At 70.5% G+C, this 17925-nt stretch carries 19 protein-coding genes; 7 read left to right on the forward strand and 12 right to left on the reverse strand.

The window, feature by feature from the left end:
• Positions 1-22: 22 nt before the first annotated feature.
• The 4 genes from AC1DP3_RS10390 to AC1DP3_RS10405 form a co-directional block, all read right to left on the reverse strand.
• On the reverse strand, positions 23-415 hold the full coding sequence (locus AC1DP3_RS10390) for a fluoride efflux transporter FluC (RefSeq protein WP_477293087.1): 393 nt from the start codon (positions 413-415) through the stop codon (positions 23-25).
• The gene (locus AC1DP3_RS10395; protein ID WP_477293088.1) at positions 412-846 is read right to left on the reverse strand and encodes a fluoride efflux transporter FluC; all 435 of its coding nucleotides are present in this window, start codon (positions 844-846) and stop codon (positions 412-414) included. The genes AC1DP3_RS10390 and AC1DP3_RS10395 overlap by 4 nt, the downstream gene beginning before the upstream one ends.
• A gap of 165 nt (positions 847-1011) precedes the next feature.
• Positions 1012-1917 (reverse strand): DNA topoisomerase IB, encoded by a 906-nt coding sequence (locus AC1DP3_RS10400; protein ID WP_477293277.1) that lies wholly within the window; start codon positions 1915-1917, stop codon positions 1012-1014.
• A 58-nt stretch (positions 1918-1975) separates the two neighbouring features.
• Positions 1976-2245 (reverse strand): DUF7218 family protein, encoded by a 270-nt coding sequence (locus AC1DP3_RS10405; RefSeq protein WP_477293089.1) that lies wholly within the window; start codon positions 2243-2245, stop codon positions 1976-1978.
• A 246-nt stretch (positions 2246-2491) separates the two neighbouring features.
• On the opposite strand from AC1DP3_RS10405, the gene AC1DP3_RS10410 reads away from it, so the two are divergent.
• The gene (locus AC1DP3_RS10410) at positions 2492-2656 is read left to right on the forward strand and encodes a hypothetical protein (protein ID WP_477293090.1); all 165 of its coding nucleotides are present in this window, start codon (positions 2492-2494) and stop codon (positions 2654-2656) included.
• A gap of 129 nt (positions 2657-2785) precedes the next feature.
• Here the strand turns inward: AC1DP3_RS10410 and AC1DP3_RS10415 are convergent, their stop codons facing one another.
• Positions 2786-3544 (reverse strand): MerR family transcriptional regulator, encoded by a 759-nt coding sequence (locus AC1DP3_RS10415; RefSeq protein ID WP_477293091.1) that lies wholly within the window; start codon positions 3542-3544, stop codon positions 2786-2788.
• A gap of 156 nt (positions 3545-3700) precedes the next feature.
• Between AC1DP3_RS10415 and AC1DP3_RS10420 the strand changes: the two genes are divergently transcribed.
• A complete protein-coding gene (locus AC1DP3_RS10420) occupies positions 3701-4576 on the forward strand; it encodes a DUF4097 family beta strand repeat-containing protein (protein WP_477293092.1) in 876 nt (291 codons plus the stop codon).
• Positions 4573-5190: a PadR family transcriptional regulator gene (locus tag AC1DP3_RS10425; RefSeq protein ID WP_477293093.1), complete on the forward strand. Its 618-nt coding sequence runs from the start codon at positions 4573-4575 to the stop codon at positions 5188-5190. The genes AC1DP3_RS10420 and AC1DP3_RS10425 overlap by 4 nt, the downstream gene beginning before the upstream one ends.
• A 72-nt stretch (positions 5191-5262) precedes the next feature.
• Here the strand turns inward: AC1DP3_RS10425 and AC1DP3_RS10430 are convergent, their stop codons facing one another.
• Positions 5263-5802 carry a universal stress protein gene (locus tag AC1DP3_RS10430; RefSeq protein WP_477293094.1) on the reverse strand — a complete coding sequence of 180 codons (540 nt, stop codon included), beginning with the start codon at positions 5800-5802 and terminating at the stop codon, positions 5263-5265.
• Between the two features lie 170 nt (positions 5803-5972).
• On the opposite strand from AC1DP3_RS10430, the gene AC1DP3_RS10435 reads away from it, so the two are divergent.
• A complete protein-coding gene (locus AC1DP3_RS10435) occupies positions 5973-6149 on the forward strand; it encodes a DUF3073 domain-containing protein (RefSeq protein WP_477293095.1) in 177 nt (58 codons plus the stop codon).
• 85 nt (positions 6150-6234) lie between these two features.
• Here the strand turns inward: AC1DP3_RS10435 and AC1DP3_RS10440 are convergent, their stop codons facing one another.
• From AC1DP3_RS10440 to purM, 3 genes are read right to left on the reverse strand one after another with little or no spacing between them, the layout of a single operon-like run.
• Positions 6235-7461: an MFS transporter gene (locus tag AC1DP3_RS10440; RefSeq protein WP_477293096.1), complete on the reverse strand. Its 1227-nt coding sequence runs from the start codon at positions 7459-7461 to the stop codon at positions 6235-6237.
• Positions 7462-7516: 55 nt separating this feature from the next.
• Entirely contained in the window at positions 7517-8977 is a 1461-nt protein-coding gene (purF, locus tag AC1DP3_RS10445; RefSeq protein ID WP_477293097.1) for an amidophosphoribosyltransferase, read from the reverse strand.
• A gap of 6 nt (positions 8978-8983) precedes the next feature.
• Positions 8984-10141 (reverse strand): phosphoribosylformylglycinamidine cyclo-ligase, encoded by a 1158-nt coding sequence (purM, locus tag AC1DP3_RS10450; RefSeq protein WP_477293098.1) that lies wholly within the window; start codon positions 10139-10141, stop codon positions 8984-8986.
• A 107-nt stretch (positions 10142-10248) separates the two neighbouring features.
• Between purM and AC1DP3_RS10455 the strand changes: the two genes are divergently transcribed.
• A complete protein-coding gene (locus AC1DP3_RS10455) occupies positions 10249-10860 on the forward strand; it encodes a zinc-binding alcohol dehydrogenase (protein WP_477293099.1) in 612 nt (203 codons plus the stop codon).
• Positions 10861-10900: 40 nt separating this feature from the next.
• On the opposite strand, the gene AC1DP3_RS10460 is transcribed toward AC1DP3_RS10455, so the two are convergent.
• On the reverse strand, positions 10901-11281 hold the full coding sequence (locus AC1DP3_RS10460) for a potassium transporter Trk (RefSeq protein WP_477293100.1): 381 nt from the start codon (positions 11279-11281) through the stop codon (positions 10901-10903).
• Positions 11282-11320: 39 nt separating this feature from the next.
• On the reverse strand, positions 11321-11689 hold the full coding sequence (locus tag AC1DP3_RS10465) for a sterol carrier family protein (RefSeq protein WP_477293101.1): 369 nt from the start codon (positions 11687-11689) through the stop codon (positions 11321-11323).
• A gap of 198 nt (positions 11690-11887) precedes the next feature.
• Here AC1DP3_RS10465 and purD point away from each other — a divergent pair, with 198 nt between their 5' ends.
• Entirely contained in the window at positions 11888-13186 is a 1299-nt protein-coding gene (gene purD, locus AC1DP3_RS10470) for a phosphoribosylamine--glycine ligase (protein WP_477293102.1), read from the forward strand.
• An 18-nt stretch (positions 13187-13204) separates the two neighbouring features.
• On the opposite strand, the gene AC1DP3_RS10475 is transcribed toward purD, so the two are convergent.
• Positions 13205-14107, reverse strand: a complete 903-nt coding sequence (locus AC1DP3_RS10475) for a LysR family transcriptional regulator (protein WP_477293103.1) — start codon at positions 14105-14107, stop codon at positions 13205-13207.
• 115 nt (positions 14108-14222) lie between these two features.
• Between AC1DP3_RS10475 and AC1DP3_RS10480 the strand changes: the two genes are divergently transcribed.
• On the forward strand, positions 14223-17711 hold the full coding sequence (locus AC1DP3_RS10480) for a proline dehydrogenase family protein (protein ID WP_477293104.1): 3489 nt from the start codon (positions 14223-14225) through the stop codon (positions 17709-17711).
• The last annotated feature ends 214 nt before the right edge of the window (positions 17712-17925 follow it).

Genomic DNA, 17925 nt, shown 5'->3' on the forward strand with positions numbered 1-17925 from the left:
GGTCGGCTCGGACACCCGCGGATCAGCCGGTGACCCACCCCGAGATCACGCGTCCGAGACCGACCCCGAGAGCCGCAGCGAGGCCCGAGATCAGAAGGGTCCCGATGAGGTTGGTCCACGCCCAGTCCCGGCGTCCGCCCCTCCCGAGCAGCACCGTCTCGACCGAGACCGTGCTGAAGGTGGTGTAGCCGCCGAGGAGCCCCATGCCGATCGCGGTGGCCCAGTCCCCGTCGATCGCCGACCCGAGGCCCGCGACCACACCCAGTGCGAACGATCCGGTGACGTTGACGATCAGGATGCCGAGGGGGAAGACGCCTCGCCGCCCTCGCATCACGATCGCGTCCACCGTGTAGCGCAGGCCCGCACCCACGCCGCCCGCGCCGGCGACGAAGAGGAACAGCATCCATCCCGTCATTCCGCCGCCTCCGGGATCTCGACGCGATCCGCAGCGGCGCCGGCCATCAGGTGCCCCAGCCGCAGGCCGAGGGCCGCGGCGATCACGCCGCCGAACACCGAGACGCCGGCGAGCGCGAGGCTCACGACGGGTGCCGTGCCGCCGAGTTCGACCAGCTGCACCGCGAAGGCGCTGTAGGTCGTGAAGCCGCCGAGGATGCCGGTGCCGACGAAGGCGCGGAGCAGGGTGTGCCGCTCGCCCGCCCACCCGACGAGGACGCCGAGCAGGAAGGAGCCGGTGACGTTGATGGCGAGAGTGGCGGCCGGCAGGGCCAGGTCGCTGTCAGCCGCCTGGAGGGGGAGCTGGAGCGACGCTCGGAGTGCGACGCCGATGGCACCGCCCAGCACGACCGCGACGAGAGCGGCCGGCGTGAACGCACGGCGGCGGACCATACGCACACTGTAGGAGCGCCCGGGCTGTCCGGGCCGGTGCGCGCGCCGGGTTCGCCGACGCGGTTCGGTGCGCGCCGCGGCAGGCGGTGCGGCGACGCCGGGCCGGATCAGCGGCCGGACACGCCCTCACCGGTCCGGGCCGCAGGGACGGTCCCGTGGTGCGCGCTATCCGAGGAGGAGGGTGCGGATCGCCGACTCGGGCGACTTGCCGAGGTCCAGCAGCTGCCCGCGGGCGTATCGCGCGAAGACCCTCGGGTCGATGTAGCTCGACCGCGCCACGGCGGGGGTGTTGCCGAGCGCTCGTGCGGTCGCCCGGACTGCGAGTGCCTCGGCGTTCTTCCGCTGCCGCTCCGTCTCGACGGTGCCCATGTTCGCCAGCGCCTCTGCCGCGAGGATGGTGCCCCGCAGGGTCCGGAAGTCCTTGGCAGTGAAGCGGCCGCCGGCGATCTCGCGGATGTAGGCGTTGACCTCCTCCGGCGTGAGCCCCACCCGCTGCCGGCCCTTGCGGTAGGCGAGCAGGGGCGCGCGCGGCCGACCGACCACGAGCTCCGAGACGACGGTCGCGAGGTCGGCGTCGTCGACCTCGATGTAGGCGCGCTGGCCGCTCTTGGCGGGAAACGAGAGGGTCACGACCGACGCCTCGACGGTGGCATCCCTTCGGTGGAGCGTCGTGAGCCCGCGGCTGCCGTGCCGTTCGAGATAGCGTGCCGATCCGATCCGCGGTGCCCCCTGGTCGAGCAGCCGGAAGGAGGCGGCGAGGACCCGCTCACGAGTGAGACCCTCGGTGCGGAGGGATGTGGTCACGCGGCGCCGCGCACCCGGCAGCGCCTCGGCCAGCCTGAGGGCGCGTGCGAACTTGCCCTTGTCGCGGCGCTCGCGCCAGCGGGGGTGATAGAGGTACTGCCGTCGGCCGGCATCGTCCGTGCCGACCGCCTGGATGTGCCCGAAAGGCTCGGCCGAGATCCACACGTCGGTCCATGCCGGCGGGATGACGAGCCGGTGGATGCGCTCGCGGTCCTCGTCGGAGGCAGAAGACCCGTCGGCGGTCAGATAGCGGAAGCCCGAGCCCATCCGGACGCGCCGGATGCCGGCATCCTCCCCGGGTCGCACGCGGACGAGTCTGGCCACCTCAGTGCCCGCGCAGCATCGCGATGAGCTCCGACTTGCGCTTGCGCGAATAGCCGGTGAGGCCCAGCTCCTTGGCTCGGCCGCGCAGACGCTCGACGGTCCAGTCGTCGTAGTCCCCCGCAGCGCCTCCGCGATGGCCGACGGCGGAGCGCCCGTCGCGCGCGGCCGCATTCGAGATGCGCGCGGCCTTCTCCTTCGAGGCGCCGTCCTTGCGGAGCTCCTCGTACAGCTCAGGGTCCCTCAAGCTGCTCGATCCTCGTCGTGCAGGCATGATGTCCTCCCTAGAGATGTCTCGTGACGGACGCTATGCCTCGAACTCCGCTCGACCGGGGGGATTGACAGTCGCGCCCTGGCGCGCTCGGGCCACGCGCCCGCGGCCAGTCCCCCTCGCGGTTAGCACCGCTGATCGCGAGCGTCAATGGCCTCCCCGGCGCACACGTGCAGTGAAACGCTTCTCATATGCCCCACCGGGCATTCCGCTCACCGGCGGCCCGACACCAGGGAGAAGGAGCGAATCATGAACCTCGCACTCATCATCATCATCGTCATCGCAGTGATCCTTGCGATCGTCGGAGGGCTCAACTCCGCACTGCAATGGCTGCTCTGGGTGGCGATCATCATCGGCGTCATCGCGCTGATCGTCTTCCTGTTCCGACTCATCAGCGGACGCAATCGCGTGTAGCGACAGGCGAGGCCCCCGCTCCGCGTGAGGGTCCCGTGACTGCCGACGGCGCCCGGGGGGGACCGCCGCGCAGACAGGAGAGCGGATGCCCCGTTTCGGGCATCCGCTCTCCGTCTTCCCGTCATGCGATCAGAGACGGGCCTCCGCGTACGTCCGCAGCGCATCGCGCACGAACTCCGCGCCCTCCTGACCGCCGTAGTTCGCGCCGAAGCGCGGATCTGCCGCGTACATCTCGCCGAGGCCGACCACGTACGCCTTCACGTCGCCGCCGGGAGCGGATGCCGGCGTACCGGGGATTGCGGTCAGCCACTCGACGTGCCGTCGAGCGAGATCCTGCGCCGCATCGCTGTCGGGCGCGGTGCCCGATTCGGCGGCCGCGATCCAGTCCTGGGCGAGCGCTTCCTGCCGCGCCTTCCACGCGGCCTTCTCTGCGGCGTCCATTCCGCGCCACCAGGCGGCGGAGCGCGCGTACGACTCCTTGCCCCAGCGCTGCTCGACCTCATCCTTGTACTGCGTGTGGTCGAAGCCATCGAACATGTCTTCTGCCATGAGTCCTTCACCTCCTCTCAGGGCTCTGATGGTGGATTCGACCGAAGCGACCTGACGGCCGAGCCGGTCCTGCTCTTGACGCAGCCAGGCCAGATGGCTCTCGAGGGCGCTCTCCTCGGAGGTCTCCCGCGCCAGCACGTCCTCGATCTGCGGCAGTCCGAGTCCCAGTTCGCGCAGCATCAGGATGCGCTGAAGTCGCACGAGCGAGGCCTGGTCGTAGTACCGGTAGCCGTTCCCCCCGATGCTGGACGGGGTGAGCAGCCCGATGTCGTCGTAGTGCCGCAGTGTGCGGCTCGTCGTTCCGGCGACCTTCGCGATCTGCTGGATGGACCATTCCATTGCTTCCTCCCCCTCCATCGCTGTCCACGCTAGAGGTTGACGTTGCGTCAAGGTCAACACGGATCTCCAGAACGGGAGCGGAAACTCGCGATATATCGTGTTATTCTTCGATCTCACGCGATATATCGCGTTACGACCAACCGTCAGGAGACAACCATGACTCTCGAGAAGTGGATCATCCACCCCGGAGAGACCCGCGTCATCGATATCGAGGACGTGCGCAAACTGAAGATCGGCCTCGTCGGGGGCCAGATCGACGTCATCGCCCACGACGAGCCCGGTGTCCGCATCGAAGTGCACGCCGTCACGATCAAGGACCTCCGCATCGAGGCGTCCGGTGATCTCGTCGAGATCGACCACCCGCAGCTGCGATGGGACAACTTCCTCGAGGTGTTCCGCAACTTCGGCGTGAGCGGGCCGAAGGCCGAGATCAGCGTGGCGGTCCCGCGTGACATCGCACTGACGCTGGGCGTGGTCTCGGCGAGCGCCCTCGTCTCGGGCCTCCGCAGCGACGCGAAGCTGAACACCGTCTCGGGCGACATCATCGCCGACGGCATCACCGGAGACGTGTCGGTCAACGCCGTCTCGGGCGACGTCAACATCCGCGGGCTCGACGGCACCCTGAACGCCAACAGCGTCTCGGGCGACGTGGCGGCGACGGGATCGCTCCGGAAAGCCACCATCGACACGGTGTCGGGCGCTGTGCTCGTCGACACGACCGGCGATGCCCAGGGCGTCTCGCTCAACAGCGTGAGCGCCAACGCCACGATCCGCCTGGACGAAGGTCTGCCGGCGAACTACGCCATCCGCACCGTCGGAGGACGCGTCCAGGTCGACGGCATCGTGCGCTCCGGGCAAGGCAGCATCACCACCAACTATGTCGGATCGATCGGCGAGCTCAGCGGGAGCTTCGTCGACGTCCGCGCGAACACCGTCTCGGGCGACGTCACCGTCCTCCGCCGCGCGGCGATCGCGGCATCCGACGTCAAGGACATCGAAGAAGCCCAGAAGACGGAAGAGGAATGGTCATGACCCCCGTCTTCTCCCACGGCGACCTGCGCCTCTACCTGCTCAACCTGCTCGATGAGGGCCCTCGCCACGGCTACGACATCATGCAGGCGCTCTCGGATCGCACCGGCGGCACGTACACGCCCAGTGCCGGCACGATCTACCCCCGGCTCGCGAAGCTCGAAGAAGAGGGCCTCGTCACCAAGACCGTCGACGGCCGGAAGACCGTCTACCAGATCACCGACGCCGGCCATGCCGAGGTGCAGTCCCGCGCGGGAGACCTCGAGGGCATCGAGGCGGGTCTCGCCGACTCGGTGCGGCTCATCGCGGACGAAGTGCGTGGCAGCGTGCGGGAGGCCATGAAGAGCCTGAGAGCCGACCTGGCCGCGGCCACGCAGGACGAGCGCGCGGGCCGGACCAAGACGGATGCCTCGTCCCCCGGTGACGACGCGCGCACCCAGAGCCGCGAGCAGCTGCACCGGGCCGAAGCGCTGGTCGCGGAGTTCCGCGCGCGCGTGCGCGGCGATCTGCGCACGCACCTCGCGCGCGGCGGATCGCTCGGCTCGAGCGTCGTGGACGACCTCGAGTCGGCGCTCGATTCGGCGTCGCGCTCGATCACGAGGGCGCTGCACGGCTGACCGACCGTATCAGGGGGTCATCGGGGAGCGCTCGCACGTGCCCCGGTGGCCCCTTCTTCGGTCGTTTCGCGATTACGCGGGCCAGATGTCCTCGTGGTCTGGCACCGGCTCGCCGAGCGGGACCACGAGGATCGGACGGTGCTGCCGGTGCGCGAGGCGAGCAGCGACCGAACCGGTGAAGAACTCGCGGATGGATTCGCCGATGCCGCGCTTGCGGGTGCCCACCACGATGAGCCGCGCATCCAGGTCATCAGCCAGGTGCTTGATCGCGATCGCAGGGTCCCCTACGAGCTGACGCGCCGACCACGACAGGTCGATCCCCTGGAGTGCGGCCGCCGTCTCGGTCTTCACGACCTGGAGGTCGGCTTCACCGCCGCCGATGTTGATGTCGATCGGCGACGAGTGGACGTAGCCGTCCGGATCCTCGTACGTGACGAACCGCGTGACGTCCACGTGCACCACGACCAGCGGCGCGCCGAGCACCTTCGCGTACCGCGCGGCCTCCTTCACGACGCGCGCCGGCTCACCCGGAACGGTCCCGACGATGACGGCTCCGCGCAGTGCTGCGTCGGCCGCCTCGCCCCTCGCAACCTCGGATGCCTGATCCGCCATTGGTTCCTCGCCCTTCCGCGTGGGTGCGGGAGCCGCCGGTGGCCCGGCGCTCCGTGTTATTCTGAATGCTACTCTTACCGGCCGCAGCAGCCGGATGTGATTGCCCGGGCTACAGAACTGCGGGACGCCCGCACTGGAAGTCCGCGACTCGGAAATGAGGGGTCTCGCATATGGGGCGTGGCCGTCAGAAGGCGAAGAACACGAAAATCGCCCGTGAACTGAAGTCCTTCAGTCCGAGCGTCAACTACGCCGCGCTCGAGCGGGAGTTGGGTCATCCCTCCGATGACCAGTACGTCGACAAATGGGCCGACCAGTACGCCGACGAACTCGAGGACGAGCGCGCCTGACGCGACCCGCTCGAATCGATCCGCTGTGCGCTCGCGCCCCGGCGCGGGCTTCGCACCGCGACGCCCTGCGCGGCGACCCGCAATCTCACGACCATGAGCCGTGCCGGCGCTCCCATTCGTCTTCGATGGTGTGCGGCCGCGCCACCACCACGCCTGCCGGGATCGCGGCGGCGACGACTCCCCCGATGACGCACAGCGGCACGATCCATGCGCCGGTCGCATCGTGGAGCAGCCCGATTCCGAGCGGGAACATCGCCGCGATCGCGTAGCCGATGCTCTGGACGAACCCGCTCAGGGCGACGGAGGACTCGGGGCTGCGGGTCCGGAGGCCCAGCAGCACGAGCACGAGCGGGAACAGCAGCGGGGGCACCCCCAGCAGCGCGACCCAGAGCCACGGCACGGCCCCGGGCGCGAACAGCAGTCCCGCCACGGCGGCGAACCCGGCGATGATCGCGACGACGTAGAGCGAGCGCACGATGCGGAAGCGCGCCACGAGCAGGGGCACGAGCAGCGACACCGGAAGCCCCATCGCGGCGAACAGCGAGAGCAGCGCGCCGGCGGTCGCGGGCGTGACCCCGGCGGTGTCGACGAGGAGCGTTGGAAGCCAGGCGAACGATGTGTAGGCGATGATCGACGACACCGCGAACGTCACGGCGAGCGCCCACGCGAGCGGCAGCCGCCACATCCGCCGGAACACCGCAGGGGCGGCGGCCTCGATGTCGTCCTCCTCGCCGCGACGCGCGTGCACGGTCAGCGCGATCCACGGCACGAGCGCGCCGGCGGCGAAGACCGCCCACATGCCGAGCGACAGGCGCCAGCCCGCGGCATCCGCTGTGGGCACGGCGACGAGCGGCGGCACGAAGGTCGCCACCGACATCGTCGTGGTGAACAGGGCTGTGAGCAGCCCGATCCGATCGGGGAAGTACTTCTTCACGAGCGGCGGCAGGAGGACGTTGCCGACGGCGACGGCGGCGAAGAGCAGCGCGGTGCCGAGCAGGAGCGTCAGCGAGTCGAAGGCGAAAGCCCGCAGCACCATGGCGAGCGCCGCGACGGTGAGCGCCACCACCACGAGACGCTCCAGGCCCACCCGGCGCTCGAACTGAGGGGTCAGGATGCCGAACACGGCGAAGCAGACGGGCGGCACGGTGCCGATCAGCCCGATGACCCACGCGGGCACGGCGAAGTCGTCCGCGACGTGGTCGAGGATGGGCGAGAGCGACGCCACGCCCGAACGCAGCGAGAAGGCGAGCAGGACGATGCCGACGAGGGCGAGAGTCCTCCCACGCCAGAGCGGGCGGGAGGAGGGACTCACTCGTACGAGCCTAGGCCGCGACGAGGGGGTGCGGGCCCGGACGGCCGATCGCCGCTCAGGACTCCTGCGAGCCCTCGACCCAGGCCAGGTACTCCTCCGACACGGTGCCGGTGATGTAGCGCCCGTCGAAGCAGCTCATATCGAGGTCGTCGAGGTCGGACCCCTCGAGGATCGCCGCCTTCAGGTCTTCGACCTCCTGGTACACGATGTAGTCCGCGCCCAGCTCTTGCGCGATCTCGGGGATCGTGCGGCCGTGCGCGACGAGCTCGTGGCGCGAGGGCATGTTGATGCCGTAGACGTGCGGGTAGCGCACGGGCGGGGCGGCCGAGGCGAACGTGACGCTCTTGGCACCGGCATCCCGAGCCATCTGGATGATCTCCTTCGACGTCGTCCCTCGCACGATCGAGTCGTCGATGAGGAGCACGTTCTTGCCCTTGAACTCGCTCGACATGGCGTTGAGCTTCTGGCGCACGCTCTTCTTGCGGACGGCCTGGCCGGGCATGATGAACGTCCGGCCGACATAGCGGTTCTTGTAGAAGCCCTCGCGGTATTCGATCCCGAGCTTGCGCGCCACCTGCATCGCGGCGGGGCGCGACGAGTCGGGGATCGGCATGACGACGTCGATCGTGCCCATCGGGGTGTACTTCGCGATGGTCTCGGCGAGGCGCTCGCCCATGCGCAGCCGCGCCTCGTACACCGAGATGCCGTTCATGACCGAGTCGGGGCGCGCGAGATAGACGTACTCGAACGAGCACGGCGCGAGCTTCGGGTCGTCGGCACACTGCTTCGTGTGGAGGTTGCCCTCGAGGTCGACGAAGATCGCCTCGCCCGGGAGCACGTCGCGGACGACCTCGAACTCGCCGTTCTCGAGGACCAGCGACTCGCTCGTGACGATCCACTCGTAGTGCCCGTCGGCGTGCTTGCGCGTGCCGAGGATCAGGGGACGGATGCCGAACGGGTCGCGGAACGCGAGCAGACCGTAGCCGGCGATCAGGGCGATGGTCGCGTACGAGCCCTCGACCCGCTCGTGGACGCGGCTGACCGCCTGGAAGACCTGCTCGGGGTCGAGCTCGAGGCCCGAGATCGAGGCCTGCAGCTCGTTGGCCAGCACGTTGACGAGGAGTTCGGTGTCACTGGAGGTGTTCAGGTGACGACGGTCCTTGTGGAACAGCTCGTCGGTCAGCTCGCGGGTGTTGGTGAGGTTGCCGTTGTGCACCAGCACGATGCCGTAAGGGGCGTTGACGTAGAAGGGCTGCGCCTCTTCTTCGCTGGATGCCGTCCCCTTCGTCGCGTAGCGCACGTGGCCGAGGCCGATGCTTCCGAGGAGGGACCGCATGTCGCGCGTGCGGAAGCCCTCGCGCACCTGGCCGCGGGCCTTGACCATGTGGATGACGCCGTTGCGCTCGGCCGTCGAGATGCCGGTGGAATCCTGGCCGCGATGCTGCAGCAGGAGCAGCGAGTCGTAGATCTCCTGGTTGACGGACTCACGGCCGACCATCCCGACGATTCCGCACATATGGTGTTACTTCGCTCCGTGCTCGCTGTAGCTTCCGACGAGGCGCACTGCCCCGCCGTCGACGCCCTTGGCGCCCTGCTCGAATTCGCCCTCGGGCAGCCGGCCCGACTGGACGATGCCCACCTGCCACGCGGCGACGCCGTCGCGTGCGAGCGCGGCTGCCGCGGCATCCGCCGTCTCGGGCGAGACGACGGCGAGGAACCCGATGCCCAGGTTCCAGGTGCCCTCGGTCTGCTCGAGCGAGAGGTCGCCGAGGTCGGTCAGGACGCGGAACACGGGGGGCGGCGACCAGGTCGAGCGGTCGAGCTCGACCCACGTTCCCTGCGGTAGGACGCGCGCGAGGTTGGCGGCGATGCCGCCGCCGGTCACGTGGCTGAGGGCGTGGACGCCGTCGCCGGTCTCGGCGATGAGGGCCAGGAGCGGCGAGGCGTACAGGCGGGTCGGCTCGAGGAGGGCCTCGCCCCACGTCATGCCGAAGTCCGCGGCATTCGCGCCGTACTGGATGCCGTTGCCGGCGACGATGTGTCGAACGAGCGAGTAGCCGTTGGAGTGCAGGCCGCTCGAGGCCAGCGCGAGGACGACGTCTCCGTCGCGGACGCGGTCGGCCCCGAGGATGCCGTCGGCCTCGACAACGCCGGTTGCCGCACCGGCGACGTCGTAGTCGTTGACGCCGAGGAGCCCGGGGTGCTCGGCCGTCTCGCCGCCGACGAGTGCCGTGCCGGTCGCCGAGCAGCCGGCCGCGATCCCGCGGACGATGTCGGCGATGCGCTCGGGGAACACCTTGCCGCACGCGATGTAGTCGGTCATGAAGAGCGGCTTCGCCCCCACCACGACGATGTCGTCGACGACCATGCCCACCAGGTCGAGCCCGATCGTGTCGTGCTTGTCGATCGCCTGGGCGATCGCGACCTTCGTGCCGACGCCATCCGTGCTGGTCGCGAGGAGCGGCTTGCGGTAGCTGTGCAGGAAGGACGCGTCGTAGAGCCCTGCGAAGCCGCCGACGCCGCCGAGGACCTCGGGGCCGTGCGTCTTGCGCACGGCGGATTTCATGAGCTCGACCGCCAGGTCGCCCGCAGCAGTGTCGACGCCGGCAGCGGCGTACGGGTTTGCGGAGGAGTCGGCGGGGGCGCCCGTCAGGGGCGCGTCGTCGGTGGGAGAGGCCACCCGACAAGCCTACCGGCGGGTTCCCTGAGCGGATGCCGATGCCCGACGCGGCCTCCGGTCTCGACCCGAAGGCCCCGATGTGGGTGCGCGGGTTTTACAATTGCGGCATGAGCAGCGGCTCCGCTCCTGAATGGGTGATTCGCGAGGACGCGGGTCAGCCGGTGCTCCTTGCCCTCTATCTGCGCCAGGTGCTCGGCATCCGCTCCCCCGATGAGCTGCCGCACCTGCGCGGCATCCCGCCCCGCGAGAACAGTCGCAGCGATGATGCGCAGGCCCGGCTCGAGCGGCAATGGCGCGAGTACTGGGCGATGACCGTGGAGCCGCAGGCGCATCCGTCGCCCGTTCCCCTCGACCTCGTGGACGGGTTCGACACCCTCGTCGCACTGCCCCTGGAAGGCTGCGACGATCTGCGGGCCGCGATCGAGCCCTGGGCGTCCGAGGCGCTCGCCTACTCCCAGTCGGCGAAGGAGCGCTACCGCAAGGATGCCGCCGCCAAGCCGGGGGTCTCCTACCGCGCGTACGCGAGCGCGATCGCCGTGCACGAGCGCCAGGTCGGTCGGCGTGCGCACTCGTTCGAGCTCAACGTGCAGGTGCTGCCGCTCACGCAGCGAGGCGTGTGGTGGATCGGATCGCTCACCATCGCCGTCACGGACGGACTTCGAGGGGATGTCGCGGCCTTCGATTCCGCCATCCACCCGATCATCGCCGAGCTGGCCTGAAGCGCGATCCGCTCTCGGCAACAGGAAGACGTACCGGCGGTCAGGCCTCGGGAAGGCGGTGCACCGTCTCGCGATCCACGATGACCTCGCGCGCGTGACGGCTGCTGCGGCGATCCAGGATGATCGCGATCGTGGCGAAGATCGCGATGCCGACCGCGGCGCAGATGAGCGCAAGGAAGCCGAACACCTGGCCGGAGGAGTAGACCATCCCCGTGTTCGGGCTCTGGTTGACAGTGCCGTCGTACGAGAAGGTGAGGATCAGCGCCGTGAGCAGGCCCAGGGCCGCGCCCACGATGACGAACACCGAGAACTTCGGGGCTCGCCGCACCCGGACGCGCTGCATGTGGTCTTCCACGACGGTCTCGGACGGATCGGATGCGTCGGCATCCGGAAGAGGGGGGTTCAGCGGCTTGTCGGCCATGCCTCCATTGTCTCACCGCCCCGGCTCGGGGGACTCCGCTCAGGGGCGCAGCGGGAGGAGCGCCGAGATGTCGGAGCGGGTGCCTGACGCGCGGATGCGGCCGGAGGCGGCGGCATCCCTCCAGTGCTCGGCACCGGTGGCGAGCGCGATCCACGTGTCGGGGTCGGTCTCGACGACATTCGGCGGCGTGCCGCGGGTGTGGCGCGGACCCTCGACCACCTGCACGGCGCCGAACGGCGGGACCCGCATCTCGACGGAGTTGCCCGGCGCCTTCTCGGCGAGCAGCTGCAGCAGATAGCGGACGGCCGTCGCGTGGTCGGTGCGCGCCGGACGAGCGGATGCCGCAGCAGCCGTGCGCACCGCCTCCAGCGCCGCCCGGCCCTCGTCGACGCCGATCCTCTTCACCATCTCTCCACGGTAGCCCCGGCGCAACTCCGTCGGATTGGGCGGGGCGGCGGACCCGAGCCCCGGAAACCGGGGGCGCTCGCGCGCCCCGTCGTCGATTCCGACGGAGTTCTGCAGACGAGATCAGGGCGAACGCCGTGCGCCTCCGCCACGGTTCCGCACGCCGAATGGGCTCCACCCGGCCCTCGGTAGGCTGGCGGGGTGAAGATTCTGGTCCTCGGCTCCGGTGCGCGCGAGCACGCCATCATCCTCGCCCTCCGCTCGGAGGAGGCTCCGCACGAGATCTTCGCGGCGCCCGGCAACGCCGGCATCGCCCAGGACGCCACCATCGTCGCCCTCGATGCGAACGACCCGGCCGAGGTCACGCAGTATGCGAAATCGGCGGCGATCGATCTCGTCGTCATCGGACCCGAGGCTCCGCTCGTCGCCGGGGTCGCCGACCTGCTCCGCGAGCATGGCATCCCGGTCTTCGGTCCGGGCAAGGCGGCCGCTCAGCTCGAGGGATCGAAGGCGTTCGCGAAGCGGATCATGGAGGCCGCCGGGGTTCCGACCGGACGCGCGCTGCGCGCCCGCACCCGCGCCCAGGTCGAGGCGGCGCTCGACGAACTGGGTGCTCCGCACGTCGTGAAGGCCGACGGTCTTGCCGCCGGCAAGGGCGTCATCGTCACGGACGACCGCGAGGCCGCGCTCGCCCACGCCGAGGTGTACCTGCCGAGCGGACCGATCCTCGTCGAGGAGTTCCTCTCGGGTCCCGAAGTGTCGCTCTTCTTCCTGAGCGACGGCGATCACGTGCTGCCACTCAGCCCCGCGCAGGACTTCAAGCGCCTGCGCGACGGCGACGCCGGGCCCAACACCGGGGGCATGGGCGCCTACTCCCCCCTCCCCTGGCTCGGCGACCACGTGCCGGCGCAGTCGGTCGAGGGCGAATCGGCCGATCCCGAAGAGGCATTCGTCGACCTCGTGACGCGCGAGGTGGCCGAGCCCGTCATCCGTCGCCTCGACGCCGAAGGCACGCCCTTCATCGGGCTGCTCTACGCGGGACTCATCCTCACGCCGCAGGGCATCAAGGTGATCGAGTTCAACGCGCGCTTCGGCGACCCCGAGACCCAGGTGGTGCTGCCTCGGCTCATCGACCCGCTGTCCGCACTGCTGCTCGCGGCCGCATCCGGCAATCTCGAGGACTTCCCGCGACCGGCGTTCGCGGACACGGCAGCGGTGACCGTGGTGCTCGCCAGCGAGGGCTACCCCGAGGCTCCGATCACCGGGCGCCCACTTTCCGGACTGGATGCCGCCTCCGGCGTCGAGGGCGTGCACGTCGCTCACGCCGCGACGGCCGAGGGCGACGCCGGGCTCGTGGCCACAGGCGGCAGGGTGCTCAACGTCGTCGCCGTGGGCTCGACCTTCGCCGAAGCGCGAGACCGGGCGTACAGAGCACTCGGCGAGATCGCCCTCGAGGGCGGGCAGTTCCGCTCCGACATCGCCGCGCGCGTCGCGCAGTAGCGGTTCCCGCGGCGGCGGTCAGTCCACCGCGAGCTCGGACGCGACCCGGGCGAGCACCCGGCGGAACACGGCGACCGCCGGAGAGTCGCTGCCCGACTGGCGCGCTGAGGTGAACACGGTGCGCCGCGGGCTTCCGGGAAGACCGAGGAGCCGGCATCCCGTCGGCTCCGCGCCCCACCAGATCAGGTCGGGCAGGAACGCCACGGCGTTGCCCGTCTCGACGAGCCGCACGTGGGCCTGCAGGTCGGCGGTCTCGAACCGCACGTCGGGCTCGAAGCCCGCGAGGCGGCACAGCTGCTCCGCGTAGTGGCGCGAGGCCGCGCCGCGCGGCTCCATCACCCACGCGAGGTCGCGCGCGTCCGCGACACTGGTGATGTCGCTCCGCTCCCCTTTCGAGACGGCGAGGCGGATGGCGTCCGTCGTGAGCGCCTGCCGGTCGAGCCCGGGCGGGTGAGGCGCCGCGTGGGAGGGGTACTGCTCGGCGACCACGAGGTCGAAGTCCCGCAGCCAGGTCTCGCGCAGGGCGGTCTCGGGCTCCCGCTGGACGAGTTCGACCCGCACATCGGGAGCGACGGTGCGCATCGCCTGGAGCGCGGCCGGCATGAGGGCGAGCATCGCCGACTGGAACACGGCGGTCCGCACCGTGCCCACCACGTCCTCGCCCGAGGTGCGCAGCTCGGATTCGGCGAGCTCCATGACGTCGAGCAGATCGCCGGTGCGTTCCACGAGGCGCTCGGCCGCCGGGGTCAGCCTCAGGCCGCGGCCCGACTTGCGCAGCAGCTCGACGCCCGCCTCGCGCTCCAGCTGGGCAAGGTGCTGCGAGACCGCGGACGGACTGTAGGAGGCGGCCTCGGCGACCGCGGCGATCGTTCCGCGCAGGTGCAGCTCGCGCAGCAGGCGCAGCTTCTTGAGGTCCAGCATCCCGGATCCGATCGTTAAGCGATTGTGTAGAGAATACGGAAGAAAGCGTTGCTTTTCATTCATGGATGCCGCGCGGACACTGGAATGAGACCCCTCTGTCTTCAAGGAGCTTCCTGTGACAACGCCTGTCCTGCCCGACATCTCCTCCGACTCCGCCCCGCATCTCGCCGACGACACGATCGCGCTGGTGAATCGGTGGCTTGCCGAGGCCGCGAGCATCCCGGCGAGTGTCGCCGCGCAGCGCCTCGCCGGCGTCCTCAGCGACCCGAAGGGCCTGGAGTTCACGACCGGCTTCGTCGACGGCGTGGTGCGGCCCGAGGACACCCGAGTCGCCGCACGCGCGCTGTCGAGAGTCGCGCCTCTGGTTCCCGGGTTCCTGCCCGCGCCCCTGCGTGGCGCCGTGCGACTCGGCGGGGTCGCCGGCCCCCTCGCGCCCGGCGTCGTGGTGCCGATCGCGCGGACCGTCCTCCGAAGGATGGTCGGGCACCTCATCGTGGACGCGCGCGACGACAAGCTCGGCAGGGCCATCCGCGCGCTCAAGCGCGACGGCGTCCGGCTCAACGTCAACCTGCTCGGCGAGGCCGTCCTCGGCAAGACCGAGGCGCAGCGCCGCCTCGAGGGCACCATGCGGCTCCTCCGCCGCGACGACGTCGACTACGTGTCGGTCAAGGTCTCGGCCATGGTCGGGCCGCACTCGGCGTGGGGCTTCGACCAGGCGGTCGAGACGATCGTCGAGCGGCTCACGCCCCTGTTCCGGCTCGCGGCGTCGTCGCCGACGCCGAAGTTCATCAACCTCGACATGGAGGAGTATCGCGATCTCGACCTCACCATGGCGGTCTTCATGCGCCTGCTGGACGAGCCGGAGTTCGAGAAGCTCGAGGCGGGCATCGTGCTGCAGGCGTATCTCCCCGACTCCTTCGCGGCGATGATCCGGCTGCAGGACTGGGCGGCCGCCCGCCGCGCACGCGGAGGCGCCGGCATCAAGGTGCGCCTCGTGAAGGGTGCGAACCTCTCGATGGAGCGGGTCGACGCCGAGATCCACGGCTGGCCGCTGGCGACCTGGAGCACCAAGCAGGACAGCGACACGCACTACAAGCGCATCCTCGACTGGGCGCTGGAGCCCGAGCGGATCGCCAACGTGCGGCTCGGCATCGCGGGCCACAACCTCTTCGACATCGCACACTCCTGGCTGCTCGCGGGTGAGCGAGGTGTCACCGCCGGCGTCGAGTACGAGATGCTCCTCGGCATGGCCGAGTCGATCGCCGAGGTCGTGCGGCGCGAGGTCGGCAGCCTCCTGCTCTACACGCCGGTCGTGCACCCGCGCGAGTTCGACGTGGCGATCGCGTACCTGATCCGACGCCTGGAAGAGGGCGCCTCCAGCGACAACTTCATGTCGGCGCTGTTCGAGCTCGACTCCGACCCGGCGCTGCTGCGACGCGAGACCGACCGCTTCCTCGCCTCCCTGCGCGCGGTGGACGCCGTCGTGCCGGGGCCCAATCGCGTGCAGGATCGGACGCTCCCGCCCGCGCCGCACCCCGGCACGGGCTTCGGCAACACCCCCGACACCGACCCCGCCGTCACCCTGAACCGGGCGTGGGGGCTCGGCATCCTGTCCCGCGTCGCCGACTCGACGCTCGGCGTCACGACTGCGAACGCATCCGTGCTGCCCGATGCCGCGGCCGTCGACGCCGCTCTCGACCGCGCCCGCGCCGCCGCAGCAGGATGGCGGGCGCTGGGCGCCGACGGGCGCGCGGCGATCCTGCACCGCGCCGGCGACATCCTCGAGTCGCGACGGGCCGACCTGCTCGAGGTCATGGCATCCGAGGCGGGCAAAACGCTCGACCAGGCCGACCCCGAGGCATCCGAGGCCATCGACTTCGCCCACTACTACGCCGAGCGCGGGCGCGACCTCGATCACGTCGACGGGGCCGTGTTCACCCCGGCCGCCGTGACGCTGGTGACCCCGCCCTGGAACTTCCCGGTCGCCATCCCCGCCGGCTCGACCCTCGCCGCTCTGGCGTCGGGGTCGACCGTCGTGATCAAGCCGGCGCGCCAGGCCCGCCGCTGTGGCGCCGTCATGGTCGAGGCACTGTGGGAGGCAGGTGTGCCGAAGGACGTGCTCCAGCTCGTCCAGCTGGCCGACTCCTCCCTCGGCGAGCGCCTCGTCGCCTCCCCCGCCGTCGATCAGGTGATCCTCACCGGTGGCTACGAGACGGCCCAGCTGTTCCGCGGCTTCCGTCAGGACCTTCGCCTCCTCGGCGAGACGAGCGGCAAGAACGCGATCATCGTGACCCCGAGCGCCGACCTCGATCTGGCCGTCAAGGATGTGGTCAGCTCCGCCTTCGGCCACGCCGGACAGAAGTGCTCGGCGGCATCCCTCGTCATCCTGGTCGGATCCGTCGCCACCTCCCGCCGCTTCCGCACCCAGCTGGTCGACGCCGTGCGGTCACTGCATGTCTCCCTGCCGACCGACCCGACCGCGCAGGTCGGACCCGTCATCGCGCCGCCGAGCGGCAAGCTGCTCGAGGGTCTCACGACGCTCGGCGACGGCGAGTCGTGGCTCATCGAGCCCCGCCCGCTGCCGTCGGCCGATGAGCCTGCCGAAGCGTCACGGCTGTGGACGCCCGGGATCCGCGACGGCGTGCGCAGGGGTTCGGAGTACCACCTGACCGAGTACTTCGGCCCGATCCTGGGCATCATGACGGCCGAGACTCTGGATGAGGCCATCGCCATCCAGAACGACATCGACTACGGCCTGACATCGGGCATCCACTCCCTCGACGCAGAAGAGGTGCGCGCCTGGCTCGCCTCGGTGCAGGCCGGCAACCTCTACGTCAACCGCGGCATCACGGGCGCGATCGTGCAGCGCCAGCCCTTCGGCGGCTGGAAGAAGTCCGTCGTCGGTGCCGGTTTCAAGGCCGGCGGACCGAACTACCTCGCCGGCCTCGGCCACTGGACCGATGCAGAGACGGTTCGGGATGCCGGCGGCTCGGCCTCACCGTCGCGACCGTCGTCTACGGGCTCGACCGCGGTCGATGCGCTGGTCGCCGCGGTCGCACCGACGCTCGCCTCGCCGGCGCACGCGTGGCTGACCGATGCCGTTGCGTCGGATGCCTCCGCGTGGAGCGAGGAGTTCGGCGCCCTGCGCGACCGGTCGGGCCTGGACTGCGAGCGGAACGTGTTCCGGTACCTGCCCGCCGAGGCCCACATCCGGGCCGAGGCAGGAGTTCCGATCGTCGAGATCGTGCGCGTCACGGCCGCCGCGCTTCGCGCCGGCGCGTCCGTGCGCCTTTCGGCAGCCGACGCACTTCCCGTCGAGGTGGCCGCGGCCATCCGCAAGAGCGGGGTCGCCGTCGCCCACGAGGATGCTGCGACTGCTCACCCCCGCCTTGCGGCGCTCCCCCGGCCGCGGGTGCGCCTGCTCGGCGCCCCGGCCGCCGTCCTCGACCGCGCCGCGGACGGCCGGCCGGATATCGCCGTGTTCGACGGCCCGGTGACTCGCGCCGGTCGCATCGAGCTGCTCCCGTTCCTGCACGAGCAGTCCGTCAGCATCACCGCGCACCGCTTCGGCAATCCCGACGGCTTGGCTGCCGCCGTGCTCTGACCTGATCGGGCCCCGCGAGAGCGGGGCGGGGGGTGTGGCGCGCCTCGCCTCCCCGATCTCCCTCTGGTGCTCGAAAGCCCGTGCGCTCACCGAGAGCCCACGTCCACACGGCGAATATCACGGGCTCTCGGTGAAAGCCCGGGCTCCCGACCAGGGGGGCGCGGCGCGGAGCGGCGCCGGGGATCGGCCGAACGGACGAGACGACTCGGGCCGG

Source organism: Microbacterium sp. P5_B6, from assembly GCF_056400345.1.

What these genes read in the sequence shown, in the direction of transcription:
- AC1DP3_RS10460 (WP_477293100.1), bottom strand. Translation starts at nt 11,281, where the DNA reads ATGGCCGACAAGCCGCTGAACCCCCCTCTTCCGGATGCCGACGCATCC.
- AC1DP3_RS10390 (WP_477293087.1), bottom strand. Translation starts at nt 415, where the DNA reads ATGACGGGATGGATGCTGTTCCTCTTCGTCGCCGGCGCGGGCGGCGTG.
- AC1DP3_RS10415 (WP_477293091.1), bottom strand. Translation starts at nt 3,544, where the DNA reads ATGGAATGGTCCATCCAGCAGATCGCGAAGGTCGCCGGAACGACGAGC.
- purF (WP_477293097.1), bottom strand. Translation starts at nt 8,977, where the DNA reads ATGTGCGGAATCGTCGGGATGGTCGGCCGTGAGTCCGTCAACCAGGAG.
- AC1DP3_RS10465 (WP_477293101.1), bottom strand. Translation starts at nt 11,689, where the DNA reads ATGGTGAAGAGGATCGGCGTCGACGAGGGCCGGGCGGCGCTGGAGGCG.
- AC1DP3_RS10455 (WP_477293099.1), top strand. Translation starts at nt 10,249, where the DNA reads ATGAGCAGCGGCTCCGCTCCTGAATGGGTGATTCGCGAGGACGCGGGT.
- AC1DP3_RS10395 (WP_477293088.1), bottom strand. Translation starts at nt 846, where the DNA reads ATGGTCCGCCGCCGTGCGTTCACGCCGGCCGCTCTCGTCGCGGTCGTG.
- AC1DP3_RS10425 (WP_477293093.1), top strand. Translation starts at nt 4,573, where the DNA reads ATGACCCCCGTCTTCTCCCACGGCGACCTGCGCCTCTACCTGCTCAAC.
- AC1DP3_RS10475 (WP_477293103.1), bottom strand. Translation starts at nt 14,107, where the DNA reads ATGCTGGACCTCAAGAAGCTGCGCCTGCTGCGCGAGCTGCACCTGCGC.
- AC1DP3_RS10400 (WP_477293277.1), bottom strand. Translation starts at nt 1,917, where the DNA reads ATGGGCTCGGGCTTCCGCTATCTGACCGCCGACGGGTCTTCTGCCTCC.
- AC1DP3_RS10430 (WP_477293094.1), bottom strand. Translation starts at nt 5,802, where the DNA reads ATGGCGGATCAGGCATCCGAGGTTGCGAGGGGCGAGGCGGCCGACGCA.
- AC1DP3_RS10410 (WP_477293090.1), top strand. Translation starts at nt 2,492, where the DNA reads ATGAACCTCGCACTCATCATCATCATCGTCATCGCAGTGATCCTTGCG.
- AC1DP3_RS10435 (WP_477293095.1), top strand. Translation starts at nt 5,973, where the DNA reads ATGGGGCGTGGCCGTCAGAAGGCGAAGAACACGAAAATCGCCCGTGAA.
- AC1DP3_RS10420 (WP_477293092.1), top strand. Translation starts at nt 3,701, where the DNA reads ATGACTCTCGAGAAGTGGATCATCCACCCCGGAGAGACCCGCGTCATC.
- AC1DP3_RS10405 (WP_477293089.1), bottom strand. Translation starts at nt 2,245, where the DNA reads ATGCCTGCACGACGAGGATCGAGCAGCTTGAGGGACCCTGAGCTGTAC.